This is a genomic window from Pectobacterium artocarpous (assembly GCF_046159765.1).
Classification (GTDB): Bacteria; Pseudomonadota; Gammaproteobacteria; order Enterobacterales; family Enterobacteriaceae; genus Pectobacterium.
This window is the reverse complement of sequence record NZ_JBJXVK010000027.1, coordinates 41,465-57,752: the sequence shown is the minus strand read 5'-3', so window position 1 is coordinate 57,752 and position 16,288 is coordinate 41,465. Positions and strand designations below refer to the sequence as shown.

General features: G+C 52.0%; 25 protein-coding genes and 1 pseudogene. 21 read left to right on the top strand and 5 right to left on the bottom strand.

The genetic code is table 11. The annotated features are described in order from the left end of the window. Nucleotides 1-56: 56 nt before the first annotated feature. Genes ACKQAD_RS16990 through ACKQAD_RS16980 form a run of 3 tightly spaced genes read left to right on the top strand, consistent with a single transcriptional unit; the run spans nt 57 to nt 1,544 of the window. Nucleotides 57-392: a Cro/Cl family transcriptional regulator gene (locus ACKQAD_RS16990; protein WP_400442378.1), complete on the top strand. Its 336-nt coding sequence runs from the start codon at nt 57-59 to the stop codon at nt 390-392. A gap of 38 nt (nt 393-430) precedes the next feature. Further along, complete coding sequence (locus ACKQAD_RS16985) at nt 431-940, top strand: phage regulatory CII family protein (RefSeq protein ID WP_409161214.1); 510 nt, start codon at nt 431-433, stop codon at nt 938-940. 7 nt (nt 941-947) lie between these two features. Next, on the top strand, nt 948-1,544 hold the full coding sequence (locus ACKQAD_RS16980) for a hypothetical protein (RefSeq protein ID WP_409161213.1): 597 nt from the start codon (nt 948-950) through the stop codon (nt 1,542-1,544). Here ACKQAD_RS16980 and ACKQAD_RS16975 read toward each other — a convergent pair. Beyond that, entirely contained in the window at nt 1,541-1,729 is a 189-nt protein-coding gene (locus ACKQAD_RS16975) for a hypothetical protein (protein WP_409161212.1), read from the bottom strand. The two genes, ACKQAD_RS16980 and ACKQAD_RS16975, sit on opposite strands and share 4 nt — an antisense overlap. Nucleotides 1,730-1,880: 151 nt before the next feature. Here ACKQAD_RS16975 and ACKQAD_RS16970 point away from each other — a divergent pair, with 151 nt between their 5' ends. The 11 genes from ACKQAD_RS16970 to ACKQAD_RS16920 all read left to right on the top strand — a co-directional run bounded on the left by ACKQAD_RS16970 (nt 1,881) and on the right by ACKQAD_RS16920 (nt 7,557). After that, nucleotides 1,881-2,315 (top strand): tellurite resistance TerB family protein, encoded by a 435-nt coding sequence (locus ACKQAD_RS16970; RefSeq protein ID WP_320765333.1) that lies wholly within the window; start codon nt 1,881-1,883, stop codon nt 2,313-2,315. Next, entirely contained in the window at nt 2,315-2,476 is a 162-nt protein-coding gene (locus ACKQAD_RS16965; RefSeq protein WP_320765332.1) for a DUF3927 family protein, read from the top strand. Before ACKQAD_RS16970 ends, ACKQAD_RS16965 begins: the two co-directional genes overlap by 1 nt. A gap of 77 nt (nt 2,477-2,553) precedes the next feature. Continuing rightward, nucleotides 2,554-2,730 (top strand): hypothetical protein, encoded by a 177-nt coding sequence (locus ACKQAD_RS16960; protein ID WP_409161211.1) that lies wholly within the window; start codon nt 2,554-2,556, stop codon nt 2,728-2,730. After that, complete coding sequence (repB, locus tag ACKQAD_RS16955) at nt 2,727-3,227, top strand: phage replication protein B (protein ID WP_409161210.1); 501 nt, start codon at nt 2,727-2,729, stop codon at nt 3,225-3,227. The genes ACKQAD_RS16960 and repB overlap by 4 nt, the downstream gene beginning before the upstream one ends. A 62-nt stretch (nt 3,228-3,289) precedes the next feature. After that, nucleotides 3,290-3,538, top strand: coding sequence for a DUF2732 family protein (locus tag ACKQAD_RS16950; protein WP_409161209.1), 249 nt, complete (start codon nt 3,290-3,292; stop codon nt 3,536-3,538). Beyond that, nucleotides 3,538-3,846: a DUF5405 family protein gene (locus ACKQAD_RS16945; protein ID WP_205555287.1), complete on the top strand. Its 309-nt coding sequence runs from the start codon at nt 3,538-3,540 to the stop codon at nt 3,844-3,846. The genes ACKQAD_RS16950 and ACKQAD_RS16945 overlap by 1 nt, the downstream gene beginning before the upstream one ends. Continuing rightward, nucleotides 3,846-4,070, top strand: coding sequence for a TraR/DksA family transcriptional regulator (locus ACKQAD_RS16940; protein WP_409161208.1), 225 nt, complete (start codon nt 3,846-3,848; stop codon nt 4,068-4,070). Before ACKQAD_RS16945 ends, ACKQAD_RS16940 begins: the two co-directional genes overlap by 1 nt. A gap of 187 nt (nt 4,071-4,257) precedes the next feature. Beyond that, nucleotides 4,258-6,555 carry a replication endonuclease gene (locus tag ACKQAD_RS16935; protein WP_409161207.1) on the top strand — a complete coding sequence of 766 codons (2,298 nt, stop codon included), beginning with the start codon at nt 4,258-4,260 and terminating at the stop codon, nt 6,553-6,555. Nucleotides 6,556-6,559: 4 nt separating this feature from the next. After that, complete coding sequence (locus ACKQAD_RS16930; protein ID WP_240819764.1) at nt 6,560-6,823, top strand: hypothetical protein; 264 nt, start codon at nt 6,560-6,562, stop codon at nt 6,821-6,823. A 12-nt stretch (nt 6,824-6,835) separates the two neighbouring features. After that, nucleotides 6,836-7,174 carry a hypothetical protein gene (locus ACKQAD_RS16925; protein ID WP_103184679.1) on the top strand — a complete coding sequence of 113 codons (339 nt, stop codon included), beginning with the start codon at nt 6,836-6,838 and terminating at the stop codon, nt 7,172-7,174. 161 nt (nt 7,175-7,335) lie between these two features. After that, nucleotides 7,336-7,557, top strand: a complete 222-nt coding sequence (locus ACKQAD_RS16920; RefSeq protein ID WP_039350821.1) for a 3-isopropylmalate dehydratase small subunit — start codon at nt 7,336-7,338, stop codon at nt 7,555-7,557. Nucleotides 7,558-7,856: 299 nt separating this feature from the next. On the opposite strand, the pseudogene ACKQAD_RS16915 reads toward ACKQAD_RS16920, so the two are convergent. Further along, nucleotides 7,857-8,090 (bottom strand): annotated as a pseudogene (locus ACKQAD_RS16915) (phage portal protein); the annotation flags it as partial. 228 nt (nt 8,091-8,318) lie between these two features. Between ACKQAD_RS16915 and ACKQAD_RS16910 the strand changes: the two are divergent. Together ACKQAD_RS16910 and ACKQAD_RS16905 are read left to right on the top strand one after the other, a co-directional pair. Further along, entirely contained in the window at nt 8,319-8,858 is a 540-nt protein-coding gene (locus ACKQAD_RS16910; protein ID WP_336710603.1) for a hypothetical protein, read from the top strand. Nucleotides 8,859-8,938: 80 nt separating this feature from the next. Further along, complete coding sequence (locus ACKQAD_RS16905) at nt 8,939-9,112, top strand: hypothetical protein (RefSeq protein ID WP_336710604.1); 174 nt, start codon at nt 8,939-8,941, stop codon at nt 9,110-9,112. A gap of 50 nt (nt 9,113-9,162) precedes the next feature. Here ACKQAD_RS16905 and ACKQAD_RS16900 read toward each other — a convergent pair whose 3' ends face one another. The 3 genes from ACKQAD_RS16900 to ACKQAD_RS16890 are packed head-to-tail and all read right to left on the bottom strand — an operon-like array spanning nt 9,163 to nt 12,691. Then, nucleotides 9,163-10,182 (bottom strand): phage portal protein, encoded by a 1,020-nt coding sequence (locus ACKQAD_RS16900; RefSeq protein ID WP_336710605.1) that lies wholly within the window; start codon nt 10,180-10,182, stop codon nt 9,163-9,165. Continuing rightward, the gene (locus ACKQAD_RS16895) at nt 10,179-10,925 is read right to left on the bottom strand and encodes a terminase large subunit domain-containing protein (RefSeq protein ID WP_409161206.1); all 747 of its coding nucleotides are present in this window, start codon (nt 10,923-10,925) and stop codon (nt 10,179-10,181) included. Before ACKQAD_RS16895 ends, ACKQAD_RS16900 begins: the two co-directional genes overlap by 4 nt. Next, complete coding sequence (locus tag ACKQAD_RS16890; RefSeq protein WP_039537284.1) at nt 10,922-12,691, bottom strand: terminase ATPase subunit family protein; 1,770 nt, start codon at nt 12,689-12,691, stop codon at nt 10,922-10,924. Before ACKQAD_RS16890 ends, ACKQAD_RS16895 begins: the two co-directional genes overlap by 4 nt. 139 nt (nt 12,692-12,830) lie before the next feature. Between ACKQAD_RS16890 and ACKQAD_RS16885 the strand changes: the two genes are divergently transcribed. The 5 genes from ACKQAD_RS16885 to ACKQAD_RS16865 all read left to right on the top strand — a co-directional run bounded on the left by ACKQAD_RS16885 (nt 12,831) and on the right by ACKQAD_RS16865 (nt 16,287). Then, nucleotides 12,831-13,685 carry a GPO family capsid scaffolding protein gene (locus ACKQAD_RS16885; RefSeq protein ID WP_409161205.1) on the top strand — a complete coding sequence of 285 codons (855 nt, stop codon included), beginning with the start codon at nt 12,831-12,833 and terminating at the stop codon, nt 13,683-13,685. Between the two features lie 49 nt (nt 13,686-13,734). After that, nucleotides 13,735-14,826: a phage major capsid protein, P2 family gene (locus ACKQAD_RS16880; protein ID WP_400397662.1), complete on the top strand. Its 1,092-nt coding sequence runs from the start codon at nt 13,735-13,737 to the stop codon at nt 14,824-14,826. A 3-nt stretch (nt 14,827-14,829) separates the two neighbouring features. Beyond that, nucleotides 14,830-15,489: a phage terminase small subunit gene (locus ACKQAD_RS16875; protein ID WP_320765320.1), complete on the top strand. Its 660-nt coding sequence runs from the start codon at nt 14,830-14,832 to the stop codon at nt 15,487-15,489. A 91-nt stretch (nt 15,490-15,580) separates the two neighbouring features. After that, entirely contained in the window at nt 15,581-16,084 is a 504-nt protein-coding gene (locus ACKQAD_RS16870; RefSeq protein WP_409161204.1) for a head completion/stabilization protein, read from the top strand. Then, nucleotides 16,084-16,287, top strand: coding sequence for a tail protein X (locus ACKQAD_RS16865; protein WP_039491308.1), 204 nt, complete (start codon nt 16,084-16,086; stop codon nt 16,285-16,287). The genes ACKQAD_RS16870 and ACKQAD_RS16865 overlap by 1 nt, the downstream gene beginning before the upstream one ends. The last annotated feature ends 1 nt before the right edge of the window (nt 16,288 follow it).

Genomic DNA, 16,288 nt, shown 5'->3' with positions numbered 1-16,288 from the left:
TCTGCCAAGATGCAAGACACTGCAATCAGTTTCAATAAAACGAAGGATAATGCGATATGCAAACCGCAAAATCAACAAGTGTTACCCAAACAGCCATTACCCCAATGCTACAACCAGAACAACTGCAACACCTTGTCGCCCTGCTTGCGCCCGCGCTGCAATCAATGCTTAACGCCTCAACCGCTGATGTGATGACTATCAATGATTTCGCTAAAGTCAGCGGCGTAAGTGACCGCATTGTCTGGCAATGGTTGGATGAAGGCATTTTGCTAAGAGCGCCCACCGATAAAGCGGGAAAGAAAAAAACCCGCGTTTTAGTCAATGTTTACGCATGGCGTGAAAAGTTACGTCAGCAGGCCGTCAATTGCCGATACATCACGTCAAAAGCGTAATCAACAATTCGATTATTCAAACTAAAGGGAATTTCGGCATGTTTGATTATCAGATTTCCATACACCCACACTTTGACCGCGCCTGTCAGGCGTTCGCGTTAAAGCACAATCTGGCGAAGCTGGCCGGGCAAGTGGGCATGAATCATCAGACCTTGCGTAACAAACTGAATCCAGACCAGCCGCACAGACTGACCTGTGACGAGCTGATGACTATCACAGACGTAACCGAGGATGCGGCGCTGATCGATGGGCTTTTGGCGCAGCTTAATTGCCTGCCAGCCGTGCCAGTGAATGAGGCAAAGGCGGAACGGCTAACCACGTATGTATTGCAGGCCACCGCCGCAGTGGGCGCGGTCGCTGCTGAAAGCGTATCGGATGAGCGTATGACGCCAGCGCGTCGGCATAACGTGATCGAGAGTATCAACGCGGGTGTGCGTTACCTGTCGCTGGTCGGCTTAACGTTACAGACGCGTATTCAGGCTAACCCCGCGTTAGCGTCAACCGTAGATGCACTTAGCGGTATTAGTGCGTCGTTGAATATTGGGTGAGTAAGACATGAGTATTTTTGGATTTATTGATGCGATGCGTGCCGATTTGAAAAGCGGCAGAAAGGTCAGCATTAAAAACGCGAATGCGTTCCTAGACGATTTGGAAGAGTACGCCCGTAAAATGAGCAATGAGATTACTGAGCTGAAAGCATCAGCTCAGCCGAAAAATAATTGTTTCATTAATTTGAAGAAGGACAGCAAACACACCGCTATTTTCTGCCGTCAATATCAATCTAATGGTGTGCATGTTGGTAATATTCATTACATGGTTGAGAGCTTTGTTGATAAAAATCATGGAAGCATTGGCAGTGTCGTTGACGGTTTGGATGATTTTATTTCATCTCGATTCATTGAAGAAAAAACACCATCAAAAGATATATATGGTTGTATGCGTATTAATAAGATTGATGGCCGCATTATTATTAAATCTGATTCCATAGTGGCGATTTCTGAAATTAAAAGAAAATATGATGTAACCGCTGTTATACATCTTAATTCAGGTAAGGAATTTGATACTGGCATTTCTTATGAAAAGATTGCGTCAGTTTATTTAGATTATTTGGGAAGAGAACGCGGGACGATTAAACGCCCCGTCGGTATTTAAATGTTCCCCACAAATCCTTTAGGGCTGATGTTAGTACCTAAACTACGGTCAAATGCTTTGCCTAATTGTTTATAGAGGCTTTCAATTTCATGACGGTCATTTTCGGACAATTTGATCGGTTCAATAACGTCAAGAGTTTGTGAAAGCGTTTTATCGAGAAGATTGATTATTTCCTTTTCAATCATGATTCCCTCTTTTGTGGTTGGTTGTTTTTGGCGATTCAATCCTACCACAACACCATGCGCCGGGCATGGCTAAAACCCGGCACCTATTCGCAACCGTCTATCCGTGGGCGGTTACCAATAGGCAATTTCATCAACAACTGGAGTGTTAAAAATGAGTTTTTTTGGATTCGGAAAGAAAGTAGCAGCGGCAAAGGTTGAGCTTAAGAAAGTTGAAAACCGCGATCTGATGGAAGCCATTGTCGGCGGCTGTTTGCTGGTCGCGGCGGCTGATGGCGAAATTGAGAAAGAAGAGACAGGCAAGCTGGATCTGTTGCTGCGCTCTAACCCTCAATTGGGGCATTACGGCAATGAAATCACTCAAACTATCAGCCGCTTCACGGAACAGCTTCAGGCAGGCTTTCGCGTTGGCCGCATGAACATCTTGCGTGAAATTGATGATATCAAAAACACGCCGAAAGATGCCGAAGAGGTTTTCGTCAACATGCTGACGATTGCCGAAGCTGATGGAGAAATCGAGCCGGAAGAACAGAAGGTTCTGGAAGAGGTAGGCCGTCGTCTCGGTCTGCGTATTGAAGATTACCTGTGATGAATAAGTTACGTCTGGCCGGGGTTCTGCTGTTGGCATTTATGGGCGTCGCGGTGGATTTCTCAAGTTATCTGCTTTCTGTAGTCAGTGATGCGTTATTCATCGGCGCATTAGTTTTCATCGTCTGGTCGCCACTAATGGCCGGGTCGAAAAATCCATAAGCAGCCGTGCCGGGAATGCCCGGCACCTATTCGCAACCGTCTATCCGTGGGCGGTTACCAATAGGAAGGAGGAAAACATGCAAGCACCCGTTTCAATCGCGCCGTTCCTCTGGTGGCACCAGACGGAGACAAAGCCCGATTTTACGATCACCAAAGGAAAAGGCCGTCAGGGGATCATCATCCGTACCCGTCCGGTGAGTCGCACCCAGCGGGTTATCCGTTCTATAAAATTAGTGATACGGGGGAAAGCATGACAGCCTTTACCGTCAGCAGTATGCAGAACTTACCCGCAGGGCTGCGCAACGTGATCGGCAAGCACTTTGCTGATAGCCGCTGGCGTGAAACCTGCGCGTATTACAACAGCCTGCATGAGCGTGACCGTTTGACGATCTGCTTTCATGCGCAGATGAAAAAGAGCCAGACCGTTTACCGTCTGGAAGAGATGCCAACCGCAGAGCGTGAGCGGATTGTTTGCGCTATTGATGAACTGCGCCGGGCTTTTTCAAAGGTGCGTAGTCGGGGCGTAAATACGTCAACGTTTCTGAGTTGGTTAAATGTCGGCGAGAGAAAAACCTTATTTATGCACGCGGGGTTAACTGAAAAAGAATTTAATCAACCCTATTGGCGCATTGACGATGAATCATGCCAATGGCGTAAACCAATATTACGCGCATTAAATGAGCTTGTGAGTTTATTTGATGCAGCCCCCGACATTCTGACGGCAATTAAACCCGAAGAATATCTGAATTAAATAACCACCTGAAATTAATTAGGCGCTTAACCGCGTCGGGACTCCCTTTATCTGAGGATTATATGCACATGTATAAAACGGTAGGTCAGGAAATGCGTAGCAGAGCACGGAGCGAGATTACACAATGCATGCTTTCACGCGCCAGAGCAGAGGCGAGAGCCGATGCACACACGTCATTTTCTTCCCGTCTGGATAGACTGGCGACTCATGCCGCTATTAATGAATTAAGCAGTGTGGAAATCATCGAATTATTACGGCAGGAATCCGAAGTCTTTAATCATTCCGGTGCAAATATTAAGGCGGTGCTGTAATGGAAAACCCCGCTTATAACCGCGTTGATATCAACGGTAATTATGCAATAGCGAAAGTCGGCTATGACTTTGCGCTGGGCGAAATCAAATGCGGGAAAGAAGATGGCGATCAGCCGTATTTATCCACGCTGGCCGTTTATCAGAATCCCGTCAGCCTCATTAACGATTTTGTGCATCGTGCTATCGCCACCGAAATTTGGCGCGGCAATGTCACCGACTCAAAGAAGCTGCTGACAGAAAGCAAACGCTTTGCGGCGCTGTGCCAGTCAGCCTTTGACCAACTCAACAACGATAAGGGGCAAGAATAATGCCAGATGCTATGGACATGGTGCAGCAGCGCCAGCAAGACATGTTAGACCATCAGATCGCCAACGCCCGGAACGTCCAACGCGGCGTTTCTGCGTTTGTGTGCGAAGACTGCGATCATCCTATTCCCGAAGCGCGCCGCGCTGCCATCGACGGCGTGACCCGCTGCGCAACCTGTCAGGGTATTCACGAACTGAAAGGTAAGCATTATCGGGGTGGGTTATGAGTTCTATTTCCTTTACCTGTGGCAAGAAACAGATTTCAGTACCTAGCGAAGATGTTGCTTTTTACTTCCCGTCAATCGTCGAAAACGGCACTTTCTTTGTGACGACAAAAGATGGCAAACAGTACAGAGCAACCAGTTTAAGAGAAAATACAACTGCCCTCCGGGGCGTGTGCTCCGGCACTACGCTATGAATCATACCCTCCGGGGGCGCACCGCTCCCACACCTCCGCCACCTTTTCCCGGCAGCACCCGCGAGGCGTTCGTGGGTGCGTATCCGTGGAACGCACCGCGCCCGGCCATCGTGCCGGAAGAAAGGCAGCTTACCCGTGAGGAATGGACTCAGGGGCAAGCCGTTTTAACGAAAATTGACCAGCAACCGCACTTCCTGCGCGAAATCTGCCTGAATCGTTACGCTTACCTGAAAAAAAACAAAGGGATGCTGAGCGCTAATCGTTTTCTGATTAACAGCTTTATGCAGCGCATGTGGCCGCGTATCGATGCAATCAATGCCCGCCATGCCATGAATTGCCACGCCTCCGAGCGTTTCCTTTCTGAATCTGACGCCTATCAAACGCTACCCGGCATGAATGACAAAACGCTGGAGCGTCTGGCCGCGCGTATTTCCGACCAGATATTTTCTGCGTATGAGGAAATGAGCGATGCCATGAAAGCGGAGCGCGGCGGTCAGCCGGACGCGCTCTTTACCGACGAGGCACAAGCAGAGCTTTTCGGTCATGTCGCCAGCATGGCGCGTGCGTTCAATATCACCCCGCTTTTCTGGAAGAACTACCGCAAAGGCACGCTAAATATACGTAAAGCGATAGCCAGCCTGCGCCGAATGCTTAATGAAGAATGGTGGGTTCGCCAGCTTAAAGCCCAGCGCACACGCTGGCGTGAGGCGCTGATGATTGCCATCGGTCAGGTCAGTAAAAAGGCGTCACCGTATGCCAGCAAGATGGCGATCCGCGATGTACAGGCGCGTCGCCTCGCCAATATGGATTACCTGAAAAGTTGTGAGCTGGAGAACGTCGCAACCGGTGAACGCATCGACCTTATCGACAAAGTGATGGCAAGTATTTCTAACCCAGAAATCCGCCGTATGGAGCTGATGAGCACCATCGCCGGAGTGGAGCGTTACGCAAGCGAACAGCGAGACGTCGGGATGTTTATCACCATCACCACCCCGTCTAAATATCATCCTACTCGCGTGATCGGAAAGGGCGAAAAAGAGACAGTCCAGTTTAACCGGAACTGGGACAGTGAGGCGTTTACGCCGAAAGACGGCCAGCGCTATCTGGTCAGGATATGGGGCAAGATGCGCACCGCATTTAAAGACGCAGACCTGAAAGTTTACGGGATGCGCGTTGTCGAACCTCATCACGACGGGACGCCACACTGGCACATGATGCTGTTTTGCAAGCGCGCACATCGCCAGTCAGTCATCAATATTATGCGCCGCTACGCCCTGAAAGAAGACGGCGACGAACGCGGCGCGGCTAAGTACCGCTTTGAATGTAAGCACCTCAACAAGGGCGGTGCGACTGGCTATATCGCTAAGTACATCGCCAAAAACATTGACGGCTACGCACTCGACGGCCAACTGGATGACGAAACCGGAAAGCCACTGCGTGATGTGGCCGCCGCCGTCACAGCGTGGGCGTCAACGTGGCGTATCCCTCAATTTAAACCTATCGGTGTTCCCACGATGGGGGCTTATCGCGAGTGCCGGAGCGGCACGTTACGTAGCGTCAATCTTACTGACCAGTTTGACGAACAGGTCGAAGCGGTTCGCTTTGCTGCCGACGCTGGCGACTTTGCCGCCTACATGGCCGCGCAAGGCGGCGCGAATGTTTCCCGCGAACTGCAAACGGTGCGTGTTGCGCGCCGGGTATCTGACCAGCTCAATGAGTATGACGAAGAGGTGCAAAAGGTTGTCGGGATTTTCGCCCCGCATTTGGGTGCCGGTCATGTTTTTGAAACCCGGACAACCGAATGGCGCATCGTTTCTAAAGCCGTTGACCTTGAGCCTTTGACTTTAAAAAGCGCCTCCGGCGCGCCTCGGAGTCCTGTCAATAACTGTGGGTTGGGTTCTCAGCGGTCGGGCGCAGATGTCAAAAAACAGGCCGAAAACAGCGGCATAGCAACGACATCAGAAACCGATAACCCACCGATTGATTGGAGTGACAACGCGGCTGTGAGGGCGCTAGGAATGCGTCTACGTGAGCAATCCGTCAGGAAAAACCATAAGCAACGCGACTTTGACCCCAATAGCTTCCGCGATCCGTCACCGTCAGCCAGATTGACGGGCGAAGAACGGGAACGGATACCCCGTATCCAGCGTGATTTGATGCAGCGCGGTATCAGCGTTCAGCGCTGGGAGCTGGAAGCGCTGGCGCGTGGGGCAAAGATGAAGGTGGACGGCGAGCTTATTTCATACCCGGCGGCTGATGAGTGGCCGGGGTTTAGTAACCAGATGGAGATTTAACACGATGGCTAAGTTAACGAAGAAAGAAACGGAGTGGATAGCGGAAGTACAGGACGTTTTGAACCGTTGTCCATCACCAGAGAAAATTGGTTTCTACACCACAGGCGATTCGTATGTGTTCTTGTATGACCTGAGAAAATATAAAGATGTTGTACAAGCCATGGACTCAGGAAAAGCGTCCGACTGGTCTCCTGCGTGTCGAGTAGCAGGAGCGCACATTGAAGGTTGTATAGAATTTCCATCGCCTGTCGAATCCACAGCAGGATGAGGATTAAATAACATGCCTAAATCCCCCGCAGACCGTAAAGCCGCACAGCGCGCACGTCAGCGTGATGCTGGCGTGGTGAAGGTCGAGATTCATGTTGATGCGCAAGAGCTGGAGATGCTTAAGCGTAATTGCGCCCTGCGTCGTCCGGGACGCGATCCGTATGATATCGACGAGTACCTGACCACGTTAATTCGTCAGGATGCTGCTGCCCTACAACAAAAAATAGCCGTTCTGAATAAGCGTAACTGCCAGAAATGCGGAGAGAAATTACCCGTCGCTAAGTGCTGCCTGTCCGGTGCGTCTGAGTGTTGGAACACACAAGGCTGGCATGATTTAAAGTTGATTCTGTGACGTGTCACGGCGTGAAATGTTTAAGTGACATGTCACGCCATTTTTCATGGTGTGGAACACATAACCAATCAGTCACCCGTAGCACACGAAGTGATTGACGAAAATTTCAATATGTAAAATACTGTATACGTATACAGTATAAAATAAGGAAATGGCACCCCTTGGAAAACACGGAACACATACAAGCCGTTTTGTCGCGGGTTCAGTTAATCGCTGACATATCGTTAGTGGCTCAGTGCGATGTAGACGAATTAAAAACCGCGATGTCACTGATTGCGGATTTGGCGAACGGCACGATAGAAACCAGAGAATATCGGCAGATTACTGATAAGTCGGAACTGGTCGAATACCTGAGAAAACGATTAGAGGATGCCGTCTTTTAGCCATGCATGCATAACCCGCATGATTTTGCATGATGATCTACTGCCAATTTATCCCCGTTAACGCCATAGCTGACGCGGATCGCGCTGGATCGTGCGAGTGCATGAAAAGCGACACACAAAGCGGGCAGGCGTGGCGGGGATAGCATTGCGCGCAAGGGCGTTTAGGCGTGATTCATCCCGCGCCGCTGCGCCCCGCTGTGAGGCGTTCCGTATTGATATCATGCGTGGAGTTGGTTTTTCATTAGTGCGCGTAGAACGCGATTGGTGACGTCTGAAAGGGATGTAAAAAAGCCGCTGGGTTACTCTTCTGTTAGTTTGTAGGGCTTAAACGCGATCACCTCCATCCCAACCGCATCATTAATTTCTTTCATCCGTTCCTGTAATGGCGTCAGCTCGTTCCTGACAAACACCTGACTGGCATTTACCACATCCCCGAAACCGCCCGTATTATTCGGGATAATCCCCATCATCTGTGGCGGCACGCGGTGGGCAGGTCGTCACGACTGGCGTTCGGCGTTTTTGATGTTAAGGAATCCATTGGGGGGTTAGCATCGCGGCATAGTACAATCTTAAGGAACTAATCGAACGAAATAGTGACTAAATTAGTGCATCACAAGCAGTTTAAACACCAATAAAAGGTATAGGCTATAAATAAGATTAGTGGATTAGCCTTGAAAAAACATTCATCATACAAATGTATATGGAAATCGTCCGAAAATGACATTAAAGTTAATCACTTTTTAGTCGTTATTAGGGATAGGGTGTTGAACTTAGAACAAATAGCCAGTTTAACTATAAGCAATTTACAGCTATTGTTAGACAGCATGAAAATACCGCTGGCAGTAGGCCCTATCAGCGATGAGGACTACATAATTCTCACGTCTGGTTTCTCTCAGTTAGAGTGGGATTATGGTTTTTGTCGATATGGGAACCGAGAAGACAAGTTTGAGTTTTGTCTTAAAGTTCTTGCTGGACCGCTAAGACATATTCCATCAGGCGCTGCTTTATGTACATTTGACGAGGAAAGCGGAGTTATAGAGATACACTTCGTGGAGTCTTTTGTTAATGAAGATCAAGGGCATCCGCTTTATGGTCAGATGTTTTTGATAACACTGTGGGCGGTTTATTTGTTCGGTTCTGCTGTGGATTGCAAGGCAATACACATACCTGATTCACTGAACCAAAAAGTAGTAGATCACTACAAAAAGTATGGTTTCTCAGGAAACCTAACGTTGCTTTCCGCACCTTTTGCTACAATTGCTGATGTAGTTAGAAGCTACATTGAAGCGAACAAAAAGTAGATAAAAATTTACGCAGTGGTACAATGCTGCGCCAATCCTTCAGACGTAGGATGATGAGGCACCCCCTCTAAGAGGAATATATGATTATGACGCAAAGTGACAAGAAAACTCAGTATAGAGTAACTGATGTTTTCACCCGTATGGGCGTCGCAATGGAAGAATTACTTCAAGCGGCTCCCCACATGATAGAAAGTGGCAAGTTTGAAGGGAATGAGCTTCATGGCAAGCCTAGAGATAGGCAAAAAGCAGCCTGACACTTCTGTTATGCGTTAAAAAAAGCCCAGCCCAGCTGGGCTTTTTAGCCTTAATATCCAGTAGTTAAGGCATAAGGTGCAAACCTAATAACCTCTATCCCCACCACATCATTAATTTCCTTCATTCGTTCCTGTAACGGCGTCAGTTCGTTCCTGACAAACACCTGACTCGCCTTTTCCACATCCCCGAAACCGCCCGTATTATTCGGGATAATCCCCATCATCTGCGGTGGCACGCGGTGGGCGCTGAGCAAGTCGTCACGGCTGGCGTTCTTGATGTTAAAGAAATCGTCTTTGGTCGCTACCTCGCTGAGCGGCACAATCTTGATACCATCCGGTTTGCCGTTGGGCGCGTAGAAAAACAGGTTCTTAAAATTCCCCAACCCTTTAGTGCCGTTCATCGCGGCGCGCAGTTTGTCTACGTCAGTGCCGCTTTGTGCTGCATCGGTCACGTACATGATGTAACCCGCGTGTGCGCCGTTCTGGTAATACTTGCGCCGGAACAGCGTCGCGGATTCATTCAGCCATGCCGAGTTTAACGAGCTGAGATATTCCGGCAGCCCGTAAATCTCCTGATTGATGTCCGGCTCCAGCAGATGAAGCACGCTCCCCGGTTCAAAGCGGTGCGGCTCTTTGAATGACTGCACGAACCAGTAAACATCATCCTCTACCCCGCGCCGGGTGTACTTTGCCGGGCTGGAGTCTAAGCGTAGTATGCCGCCTGTTCGGTTAAGGCGCTTTTCCAGAAACGCATTACCAAACACCAGATAATCCAGCGCAAAGCGGCTAAAATCCTGCTGACTCAATAGCGGGTGCGGGATAAACGTACTCGCCAGAATGTTACGTTTCACGTAAATCGGTGAGCTGTGGTGTACCGCCGCACGCAGGCTTTTAGCCAGTCCGCTGAAGTTGATCGGCGGCTCAATCCATCGGCCATTATGGATACACTCGGCATAGTCCAGAATGTCGCGGCGATCCAGAACGGCGGAGGGCTCACCAAAAGTGAAAGCCTCTATTGGTTGCGCCTGGCTAACGGGCGCAGATTTTGACTGGAATTTACGCTTTTTCATGCGGCCATCCCCTTATTGTTGATGGCCTGTGACCAGTCGCATTCAAAAAGCTGCTGATATTCTTCAGGTGTAAATTCCCGCTTGATTTCCTCAATGTCGTGAAGGTTACAGCCCTGAGCGGCCGCCTGTTCCAGTGTCAGCGACTGGCGCCAGACGCCATCAGCACCAAACGAGCTACCCGGCATAAAGAGGGCTGGCTGTGGATTCCTGCACCGTGAAAAATCGCCGCGCCATACCCGGAACGCGGCATAGTTGTCTGAGGCTGAGCCGTACAGCGTCCGGCGGTGTTGTTTATGCATCGACATAGATTTGGCGATTAAAAAGGCTGTGCGCGGGTTTTTGAACCACGGAAATTCATCAACATAAACATTACCTGAATAGACCGCACAGTGGCTGTTTTCCCCTAAAAATGAAATCTGTGCATCTTGCAAAAGCACATTCCCGGCGTTGGTTGACAGGTTAACGCCCACTTGCCACGCCGCCGCCTGCATGTAAGCGCGTGCCTGTTGTGCGCCGCCTGTCGTCGGGGCATAAAAAATCTGGTTACGCCCGGTAGTCAGCGCGTCCAGCAGCGCTTCGCGTGCAAAAAATGCCGTAGCGCCAATCTGGCGCGCCTTGGTGATCGTGCGGTCAACGTTCAGCCTGCCGACACGCTGCCAGACGGCTTGGTGCGGAAAGGTGAAGCGCTCAATTACCGTGTGGAGGTCGTCTATCTGGCTGGGGGTAAATGTGGTCATTTTCATTCGTTAAAATCCAAAATGCTGACAGGGACATGACCGTTAATCGCGGTCAGGGGTTCATTTAACAGCGCGTGCATGGTTGCCCATGCCACGTCAGCGTGGCTGATTTCCTCGCTGCGGCTGGCTTCATAGGTGGTGCGGTTACCGCTGGCCGTCATGGTTTTGCGTATGGCCATAAACGATTGGGTGATGTCGGTATGGCTGGTGTCGTACTCCAGCCGCCCACTGGTGATGGTGTCTTTTGCCTTGAGCACCATCGCGGTTTTGATTTCGGGGGAGTATTTGATTTCGCGTGCCGCCGGGAAGAAGCCGCGTACCAGTTGGTACACGCCCTGACCGATGCCGGTTGCATCAATGCCGATGTATTCGACGATGTATTTTTCCGTCAGCAGCTTGATAGCGTCGGCCTGTGCGGCAAAGTCCATGCCTTTCCACTGGAAGCGCTCAAGGATGCGGAATTTACCGCCCGGTGCCTGCGGCGGTGCCAGTACCACACAGCCCGCGCTGTCACCTGTGTGTGACGGATCGTAACCTATCCAGACAGGTTTATAGGCAAACGGGCGAAGCGCGTAGGGGTTAAAGTCTTCCCACTCTTCCAGCGCATCGACCATACAGCGCTGTAGCTCCTCAAACGGGAACACCGACGCCTTATCATCAACAAATTCACACATCAGCAGGTTTTGATACTCTGCCGGGCTGTATTCCAGAGTGAGTTGGTCAAGGTCGAACAGGTTGCAGCCCCCGGCCAGCGCATCTTCTACCGTGACAATCTGCCGCCACTGTCCATCACCGCACAGCACGCCGCCGGAAAGGTTGGCATGGCTTAAATCCAGATGGAGGTGATCGGCTTTGTTGCTGCGTCCCTTGTTGAACAACTCACCCGACCAGAACGGGTAAGCGCTGTGCGCCAGACTGGACGGCGTGGAAAAATAGGTTGAACGCCATTTCTTGTGCAACGACATGCCGCTGGCAACCTTGCGCAGCTCCTGAAATTTGGGTATCCAGAAATATTCATCCAGATACAGGTTTCCGGTGTAGCTCTGCGCGGTGCGAATATTGGTGCCGAGGAAGAACAGGCGCGCCCCGTTCGGCAGCACCATCGGATCGCCTTTCAGGTCAACATCGACCAGCCGGGCAAAGTCGATGATGTAGTTTTTAAAGACGTGCGCCTGTGCCTTACTCGCGGACAGGAAAATTTGATTACGCCCGGTGGTCAGCGCATCAATCAGCGCCTCCCGCGCAAAATAGAACGTTGCCCCAATCTGGCGCGATTTCAGGATATTGCGGATACGGTGCTGTAGCCCGGCCTGATGCCAGCCGCGCTGATACTCGAAAATCTCACTCAGGAAAATGTCGTTCAGCTTCTCGATAGCCGACTCACTGAACGCGTTCTTTTCCGGTGCCTTGCGTTCACCCTTATTGCGGTTGCGCACGTTGGGATTGAGATCGGCCTCGTTGCCCGTCTGGCTGTAGCGGTTCACCCGCGCCAGCCGCTCAATCTGACGGCCTAACAGGTCGATTTCTTTGTAGTCATGCCCCTCCTTTTTCGTCTTCATGATGAGCTGAATCAAGCGCGCTTCCAGACTGGCTTCAACACGCGATACCGGGGCGATAGCGTCCCAGCCGTCGCGCTGCTTCCAGCTCTGAACGGTCGGCGTTTTCTGGTTCAGCATTTCCCCAATCTGACGCACCGAAAAACCCTGCCAGTAAAGCAAGGCTGCCTGTCGTCGTGGGTCGCTGATGATGGTGGTATCGATGGCTGTGTTCATGACGGCAAGGCTACGTCAGCGCCGACCTTCCCCGCCTTAAGTGCCTGTTGTGCCAGCGGTTAGCGAACCGTGATTGATGGCGCGGCAGGGTGTCACGCCGGATACTCGCCCCGACTTCCCGCAAACAACGGATGAGAAAATGGCAAAGAAAGTTTCTAAGTGGTTCCGTATCGGTGTCGAGGGCGACACCTGCGACGGCCGCATCATTGATGAAAATGATATTCAAAACATGGCGGATACGTTTGATCCGCGCGTCTATGGCTGCCGCATCAACATTGAGCATGTGAAAGGTTTGCTACCCGATAGCCCGTTTCGCCGCTATGGCGATGTGATCGAGCTGAAAGCCGAGAGGATTGATGATGATTCGGCTATCAGTGGCAAGCTGGCGCTGTTCGCCAAAATCACCCCAACGGATGAACTGGTGGCAATGAATAAAGCCAGCCAGAAAATCTATACCTCGATGGAGATCCAGCCCAACTTTGCCAACACAGGCAAAAGCTATCTGGTCGGGCTGGCGGTCACCGATGACCCGGCCAGCCTCGGCACGGAAATGCTGGAATTCAGCGCCAAAGCCAAACATAGCCCGCTGGCAACCCGTAAATCGTCCCCGGAAAACCTCTTTTCTGTCGCTACCGAAGTAACGCTGGAATTTGACGATCTGCCGGACGTGGAGCCGACACTGTTAACCCGCGTGAAAGCCTTGTTTGGCCGCAAGCAGTCCAGCGACGACGCCCGCTTTAATGACGTGCATGAAGCCGTGGCAGAAGTGGCCGGACAGGTGCAGACCAACGCCGACAGCGTAGATCAGCGCTTTACCCAGCTTGAGCAACGCCAGCAGCAGGACATTGTCACGCTGACGCAGAAGCTGAACGCCAATGAACAGCAGTTCACCGACCTCAAAGCCACGCTGGACGGCACAGAAAGCCTGTCGCAGAAACGCCGCCCCCCGGCGACAGGTGGCGACGGTGAAGCCTCGTTGCTGACCAACTGCTAATCGGGGCGCTGCCCCGCTAACCCATTTTTAAGAAAGAACAGGAAAAACAATGCGTAAAGAAACCCGTTTTAAATTTAATGCCTACCTGACGCAGCTTGCCAGCATCAACGGCGTTGAGGTGGAAACCCTGAGTAAAAAATTCAGCGTTGAGCCGTCCGTCACGCAGTCGCTGATGGAAGTGGTGCAAGAGTCGTCCGACTTCCTGACCCGCATCAATATCGTGCCGGTTGCCGAGCTGACCGGGGAAAAGATCGGCCTCGGCGTGTCCGGGTCAGTTGCCAGCACCACGGACACCTCAAACGGTGACGAGCGCGAAACCGCTGATTTACTAAGTCTGGAAGCGCGTCAGTACAAGTGTGAACAGATGAATTTTGATTTCCATATCCGTTACAACACCCTTGACCTGTGGGCGCGTTTTCAGGATTTCCAATTGCGTTTACGTAACGCCATCGCCAAACGTCAGTCGCTGGATTACATCATGGCCGGATGGCACGGCGTGAAACGTGCGGCGACCTCTGATCGTGCTAAAAATCCGCTGTTGCAGGATGTGGCCGTGGGCTGGTTGCAGAAATACCGCAACGAATCACCTAAGCGCGTGATGGGTCGCGTCGTCGCAGAGGATGGCACGGTGATTTCCGAAAAAATCCGCGTTGGCCTGGGTGAAGCGGCTGCGTATGTCACGCTCGATGCGCTGGTGATGGATGCAACCAACACCATGATCGACGAATGGCATCAGGAAGACCCCGACTTGGTGGTGATTTGTGGCCGTCAGTTGCTGGCTGATAAATATTTCCCGCTGGTCAACCAACAGCAGCCCAACAGCGAAACACTGGCCGCTGACGTCATCATCAGTCAGAAGCGTATCGGCAATTTACCTGCCGTGCGCGTGCCCTATTTCCCGGCTAACGCGTTATTGATCACCCGTCTGGATAATCTGTCGATTTACTACATGGACGATAGTCACCGCCGTCACATCGAAGAAGTCGCCAAACGTGACCGAATCGAAAACTACGAATCCATTAAACAGGATTACGTCGTGGAAGATTACGGCTGTGGCTGTCTGATTGAAAATATTGAGTTGGGTGATTTCCGCACCGACGAAGAGAAAGCCAAAGACGCGAAAGCCCAAGCAGGAGCCTAAGCCATGTTAAGCCCCGCCCAGCGTCACATGATGCGGGTGTCGGCTGCTGAGGCGTCGCAGCGGGAGAATGATCCGCTGCGGCAGGCCACCGGATACGAGCAAATGCTGTTCCGGCTTGCGGCTGACAAACGCACGTTAAAACAGGTGCGCTCAATCGAGCGTAAAGCCGAGATGAAAAGCGGGCTGTTGCCTACGTATGCACCGTGGGTGGCGGGTGTCCTCGCCAACGGTCGCGGCGCACAGGACGCGGTATTGATGACGGTCATGGTGTGGAAGCTCGACGCCGGAGATGTCCCCGGCGCGTTGGAGATTGCCCGTTATGCACTCCAGCACAAGTTGGTGATGCCGGAGGGCTACACCCGCCCGACGCCGTACCTGTTAGCCGAAGAGGTGGCCGACGCCGCAACCCGCGCCCATACCGCCGGGCAGGCGGTCAATATTGACCTGCTGATCGACACGCTGACGCTGACCGATGCGGAAGACATGCCCGATCAGGTGCGCGCCAAGCTGCATAAAATCATCGGCCTGATATTGCGTGGCGGCAAGCCGGAGCAAGCCCTGTTTCACCTGAAACGCGCCTTTCAGCTTGATAGCCGAAGCGGTGTGAAAAAAGACATAGAGCGGCTGGAAACCGCGCTGCGCAAAGCAGCGGCCAGCCGTTAACCCAACGCGCCCCGCGCCGGGCGGCACACAGGCCGGAACGGTTTACCGTTTTCTGTGCCTGTGTCCACCGCCCACCTATTCAGAGGTTGTCATGACGACAATGATTTTTCCCGCGAAAGCGGAGCCACACCCGGATGCGGTGGTTATCCCTATACCTGCGAAACAGGATGCAGTTATCGAAAACACCTTTTTCTGGCCGGATGTGGAGCCGGGAACGCTGCGCACGCTGATGCGCCTTGAGAACACCGTTACGCCGGAGCGCCTGCGCCATGCAGCGCTAACCGCGATTTCCGAAGTGAATGCCGAGCTGTTCGAGTACCGCAAGACGCAGATGGCGGCAGGCTTTACCACGCTTGCCACTGTCCCGGCTGAGCGACTCGACGGCCAGAGCGAAAAGCATCATCACTATCTGCGTGCGGTCAGTGCCATTACCACGGCGACGCTGTACGAGCGCTACCGGGGCTATGACGCCAGCGCCAAAGGCGACCGTAAGGCCGAGGCGCTCGACGGCACGATTGATGAGCTGTGGCGCGATGCGCGCTGGTCAATCAGTCAGTTGCAGGATAAGCCCCGCTGCATCATCGGGCATATCTGATGAACGTCATCGCACAGCAGGGCGACACGCTGGACGCCCTGTGTTATCGCCATTACGGGCGCACACAGGGTGCCGTTGAGGCAGTGTTAGCCGCTAATCCGGGGCTAGCCGAATTCGGGGCGATATTGCCCCACGGCACCGCCGTGACACTGCCGGATATTGCTGCCGCCCCTGTCCGTGAGTCCGTTCAGTTATGGGAGTGAA

What these genes read in the sequence shown, in the direction of transcription:
- ACKQAD_RS16925 (WP_103184679.1), top strand. Translation starts at nt 6,836, where the DNA reads ATGCCTAAATCCCCCGCAGACCGTAAAGCCGCACAGCGCGCACGTCAG.
- ACKQAD_RS16960 (WP_409161211.1), top strand. Translation starts at nt 2,554, where the DNA reads ATGCAAGCACCCGTTTCAATCGCGCCGTTCCTCTGGTGGCACCAGACG.
- ACKQAD_RS16985 (WP_409161214.1), top strand. Translation starts at nt 431, where the DNA reads ATGTTTGATTATCAGATTTCCATACACCCACACTTTGACCGCGCCTGT.
- ACKQAD_RS16865 (WP_039491308.1), top strand. Translation starts at nt 16,084, where the DNA reads ATGAACGTCATCGCACAGCAGGGCGACACGCTGGACGCCCTGTGTTAT.
- ACKQAD_RS16980 (WP_409161213.1), top strand. Translation starts at nt 948, where the DNA reads ATGAGTATTTTTGGATTTATTGATGCGATGCGTGCCGATTTGAAAAGC.
- ACKQAD_RS16900 (WP_336710605.1), bottom strand. Translation starts at nt 10,182, where the DNA reads ATGAAAAAGCGTAAATTCCAGTCAAAATCTGCGCCCGTTAGCCAGGCG.
- ACKQAD_RS16975 (WP_409161212.1), bottom strand. Translation starts at nt 1,729, where the DNA reads ATGATTGAAAAGGAAATAATCAATCTTCTCGATAAAACGCTTTCACAA.
- ACKQAD_RS16950 (WP_409161209.1), top strand. Translation starts at nt 3,290, where the DNA reads ATGCACATGTATAAAACGGTAGGTCAGGAAATGCGTAGCAGAGCACGG.
- ACKQAD_RS16965 (WP_320765332.1), top strand. Translation starts at nt 2,315, where the DNA reads ATGAATAAGTTACGTCTGGCCGGGGTTCTGCTGTTGGCATTTATGGGC.
- ACKQAD_RS16990 (WP_400442378.1), top strand. Translation starts at nt 57, where the DNA reads ATGCAAACCGCAAAATCAACAAGTGTTACCCAAACAGCCATTACCCCA.
- ACKQAD_RS16870 (WP_409161204.1), top strand. Translation starts at nt 15,581, where the DNA reads ATGACGACAATGATTTTTCCCGCGAAAGCGGAGCCACACCCGGATGCG.
- ACKQAD_RS16935 (WP_409161207.1), top strand. Translation starts at nt 4,258, where the DNA reads ATGAATCATACCCTCCGGGGGCGCACCGCTCCCACACCTCCGCCACCT.
- ACKQAD_RS16930 (WP_240819764.1), top strand. Translation starts at nt 6,560, where the DNA reads ATGGCTAAGTTAACGAAGAAAGAAACGGAGTGGATAGCGGAAGTACAG.
- ACKQAD_RS16885 (WP_409161205.1), top strand. Translation starts at nt 12,831, where the DNA reads ATGGCAAAGAAAGTTTCTAAGTGGTTCCGTATCGGTGTCGAGGGCGAC.
- repB (WP_409161210.1), top strand. Translation starts at nt 2,727, where the DNA reads ATGACAGCCTTTACCGTCAGCAGTATGCAGAACTTACCCGCAGGGCTG.
- ACKQAD_RS16970 (WP_320765333.1), top strand. Translation starts at nt 1,881, where the DNA reads ATGAGTTTTTTTGGATTCGGAAAGAAAGTAGCAGCGGCAAAGGTTGAG.
- ACKQAD_RS16890 (WP_039537284.1), bottom strand. Translation starts at nt 12,691, where the DNA reads ATGAACACAGCCATCGATACCACCATCATCAGCGACCCACGACGACAG.
- ACKQAD_RS16945 (WP_205555287.1), top strand. Translation starts at nt 3,538, where the DNA reads ATGGAAAACCCCGCTTATAACCGCGTTGATATCAACGGTAATTATGCA.
- ACKQAD_RS16940 (WP_409161208.1), top strand. Translation starts at nt 3,846, where the DNA reads ATGCCAGATGCTATGGACATGGTGCAGCAGCGCCAGCAAGACATGTTA.
- ACKQAD_RS16880 (WP_400397662.1), top strand. Translation starts at nt 13,735, where the DNA reads ATGCGTAAAGAAACCCGTTTTAAATTTAATGCCTACCTGACGCAGCTT.
- ACKQAD_RS16875 (WP_320765320.1), top strand. Translation starts at nt 14,830, where the DNA reads ATGTTAAGCCCCGCCCAGCGTCACATGATGCGGGTGTCGGCTGCTGAG.
- ACKQAD_RS16895 (WP_409161206.1), bottom strand. Translation starts at nt 10,925, where the DNA reads ATGAAAATGACCACATTTACCCCCAGCCAGATAGACGACCTCCACACG.
- ACKQAD_RS16905 (WP_336710604.1), top strand. Translation starts at nt 8,939, where the DNA reads ATGATTATGACGCAAAGTGACAAGAAAACTCAGTATAGAGTAACTGAT.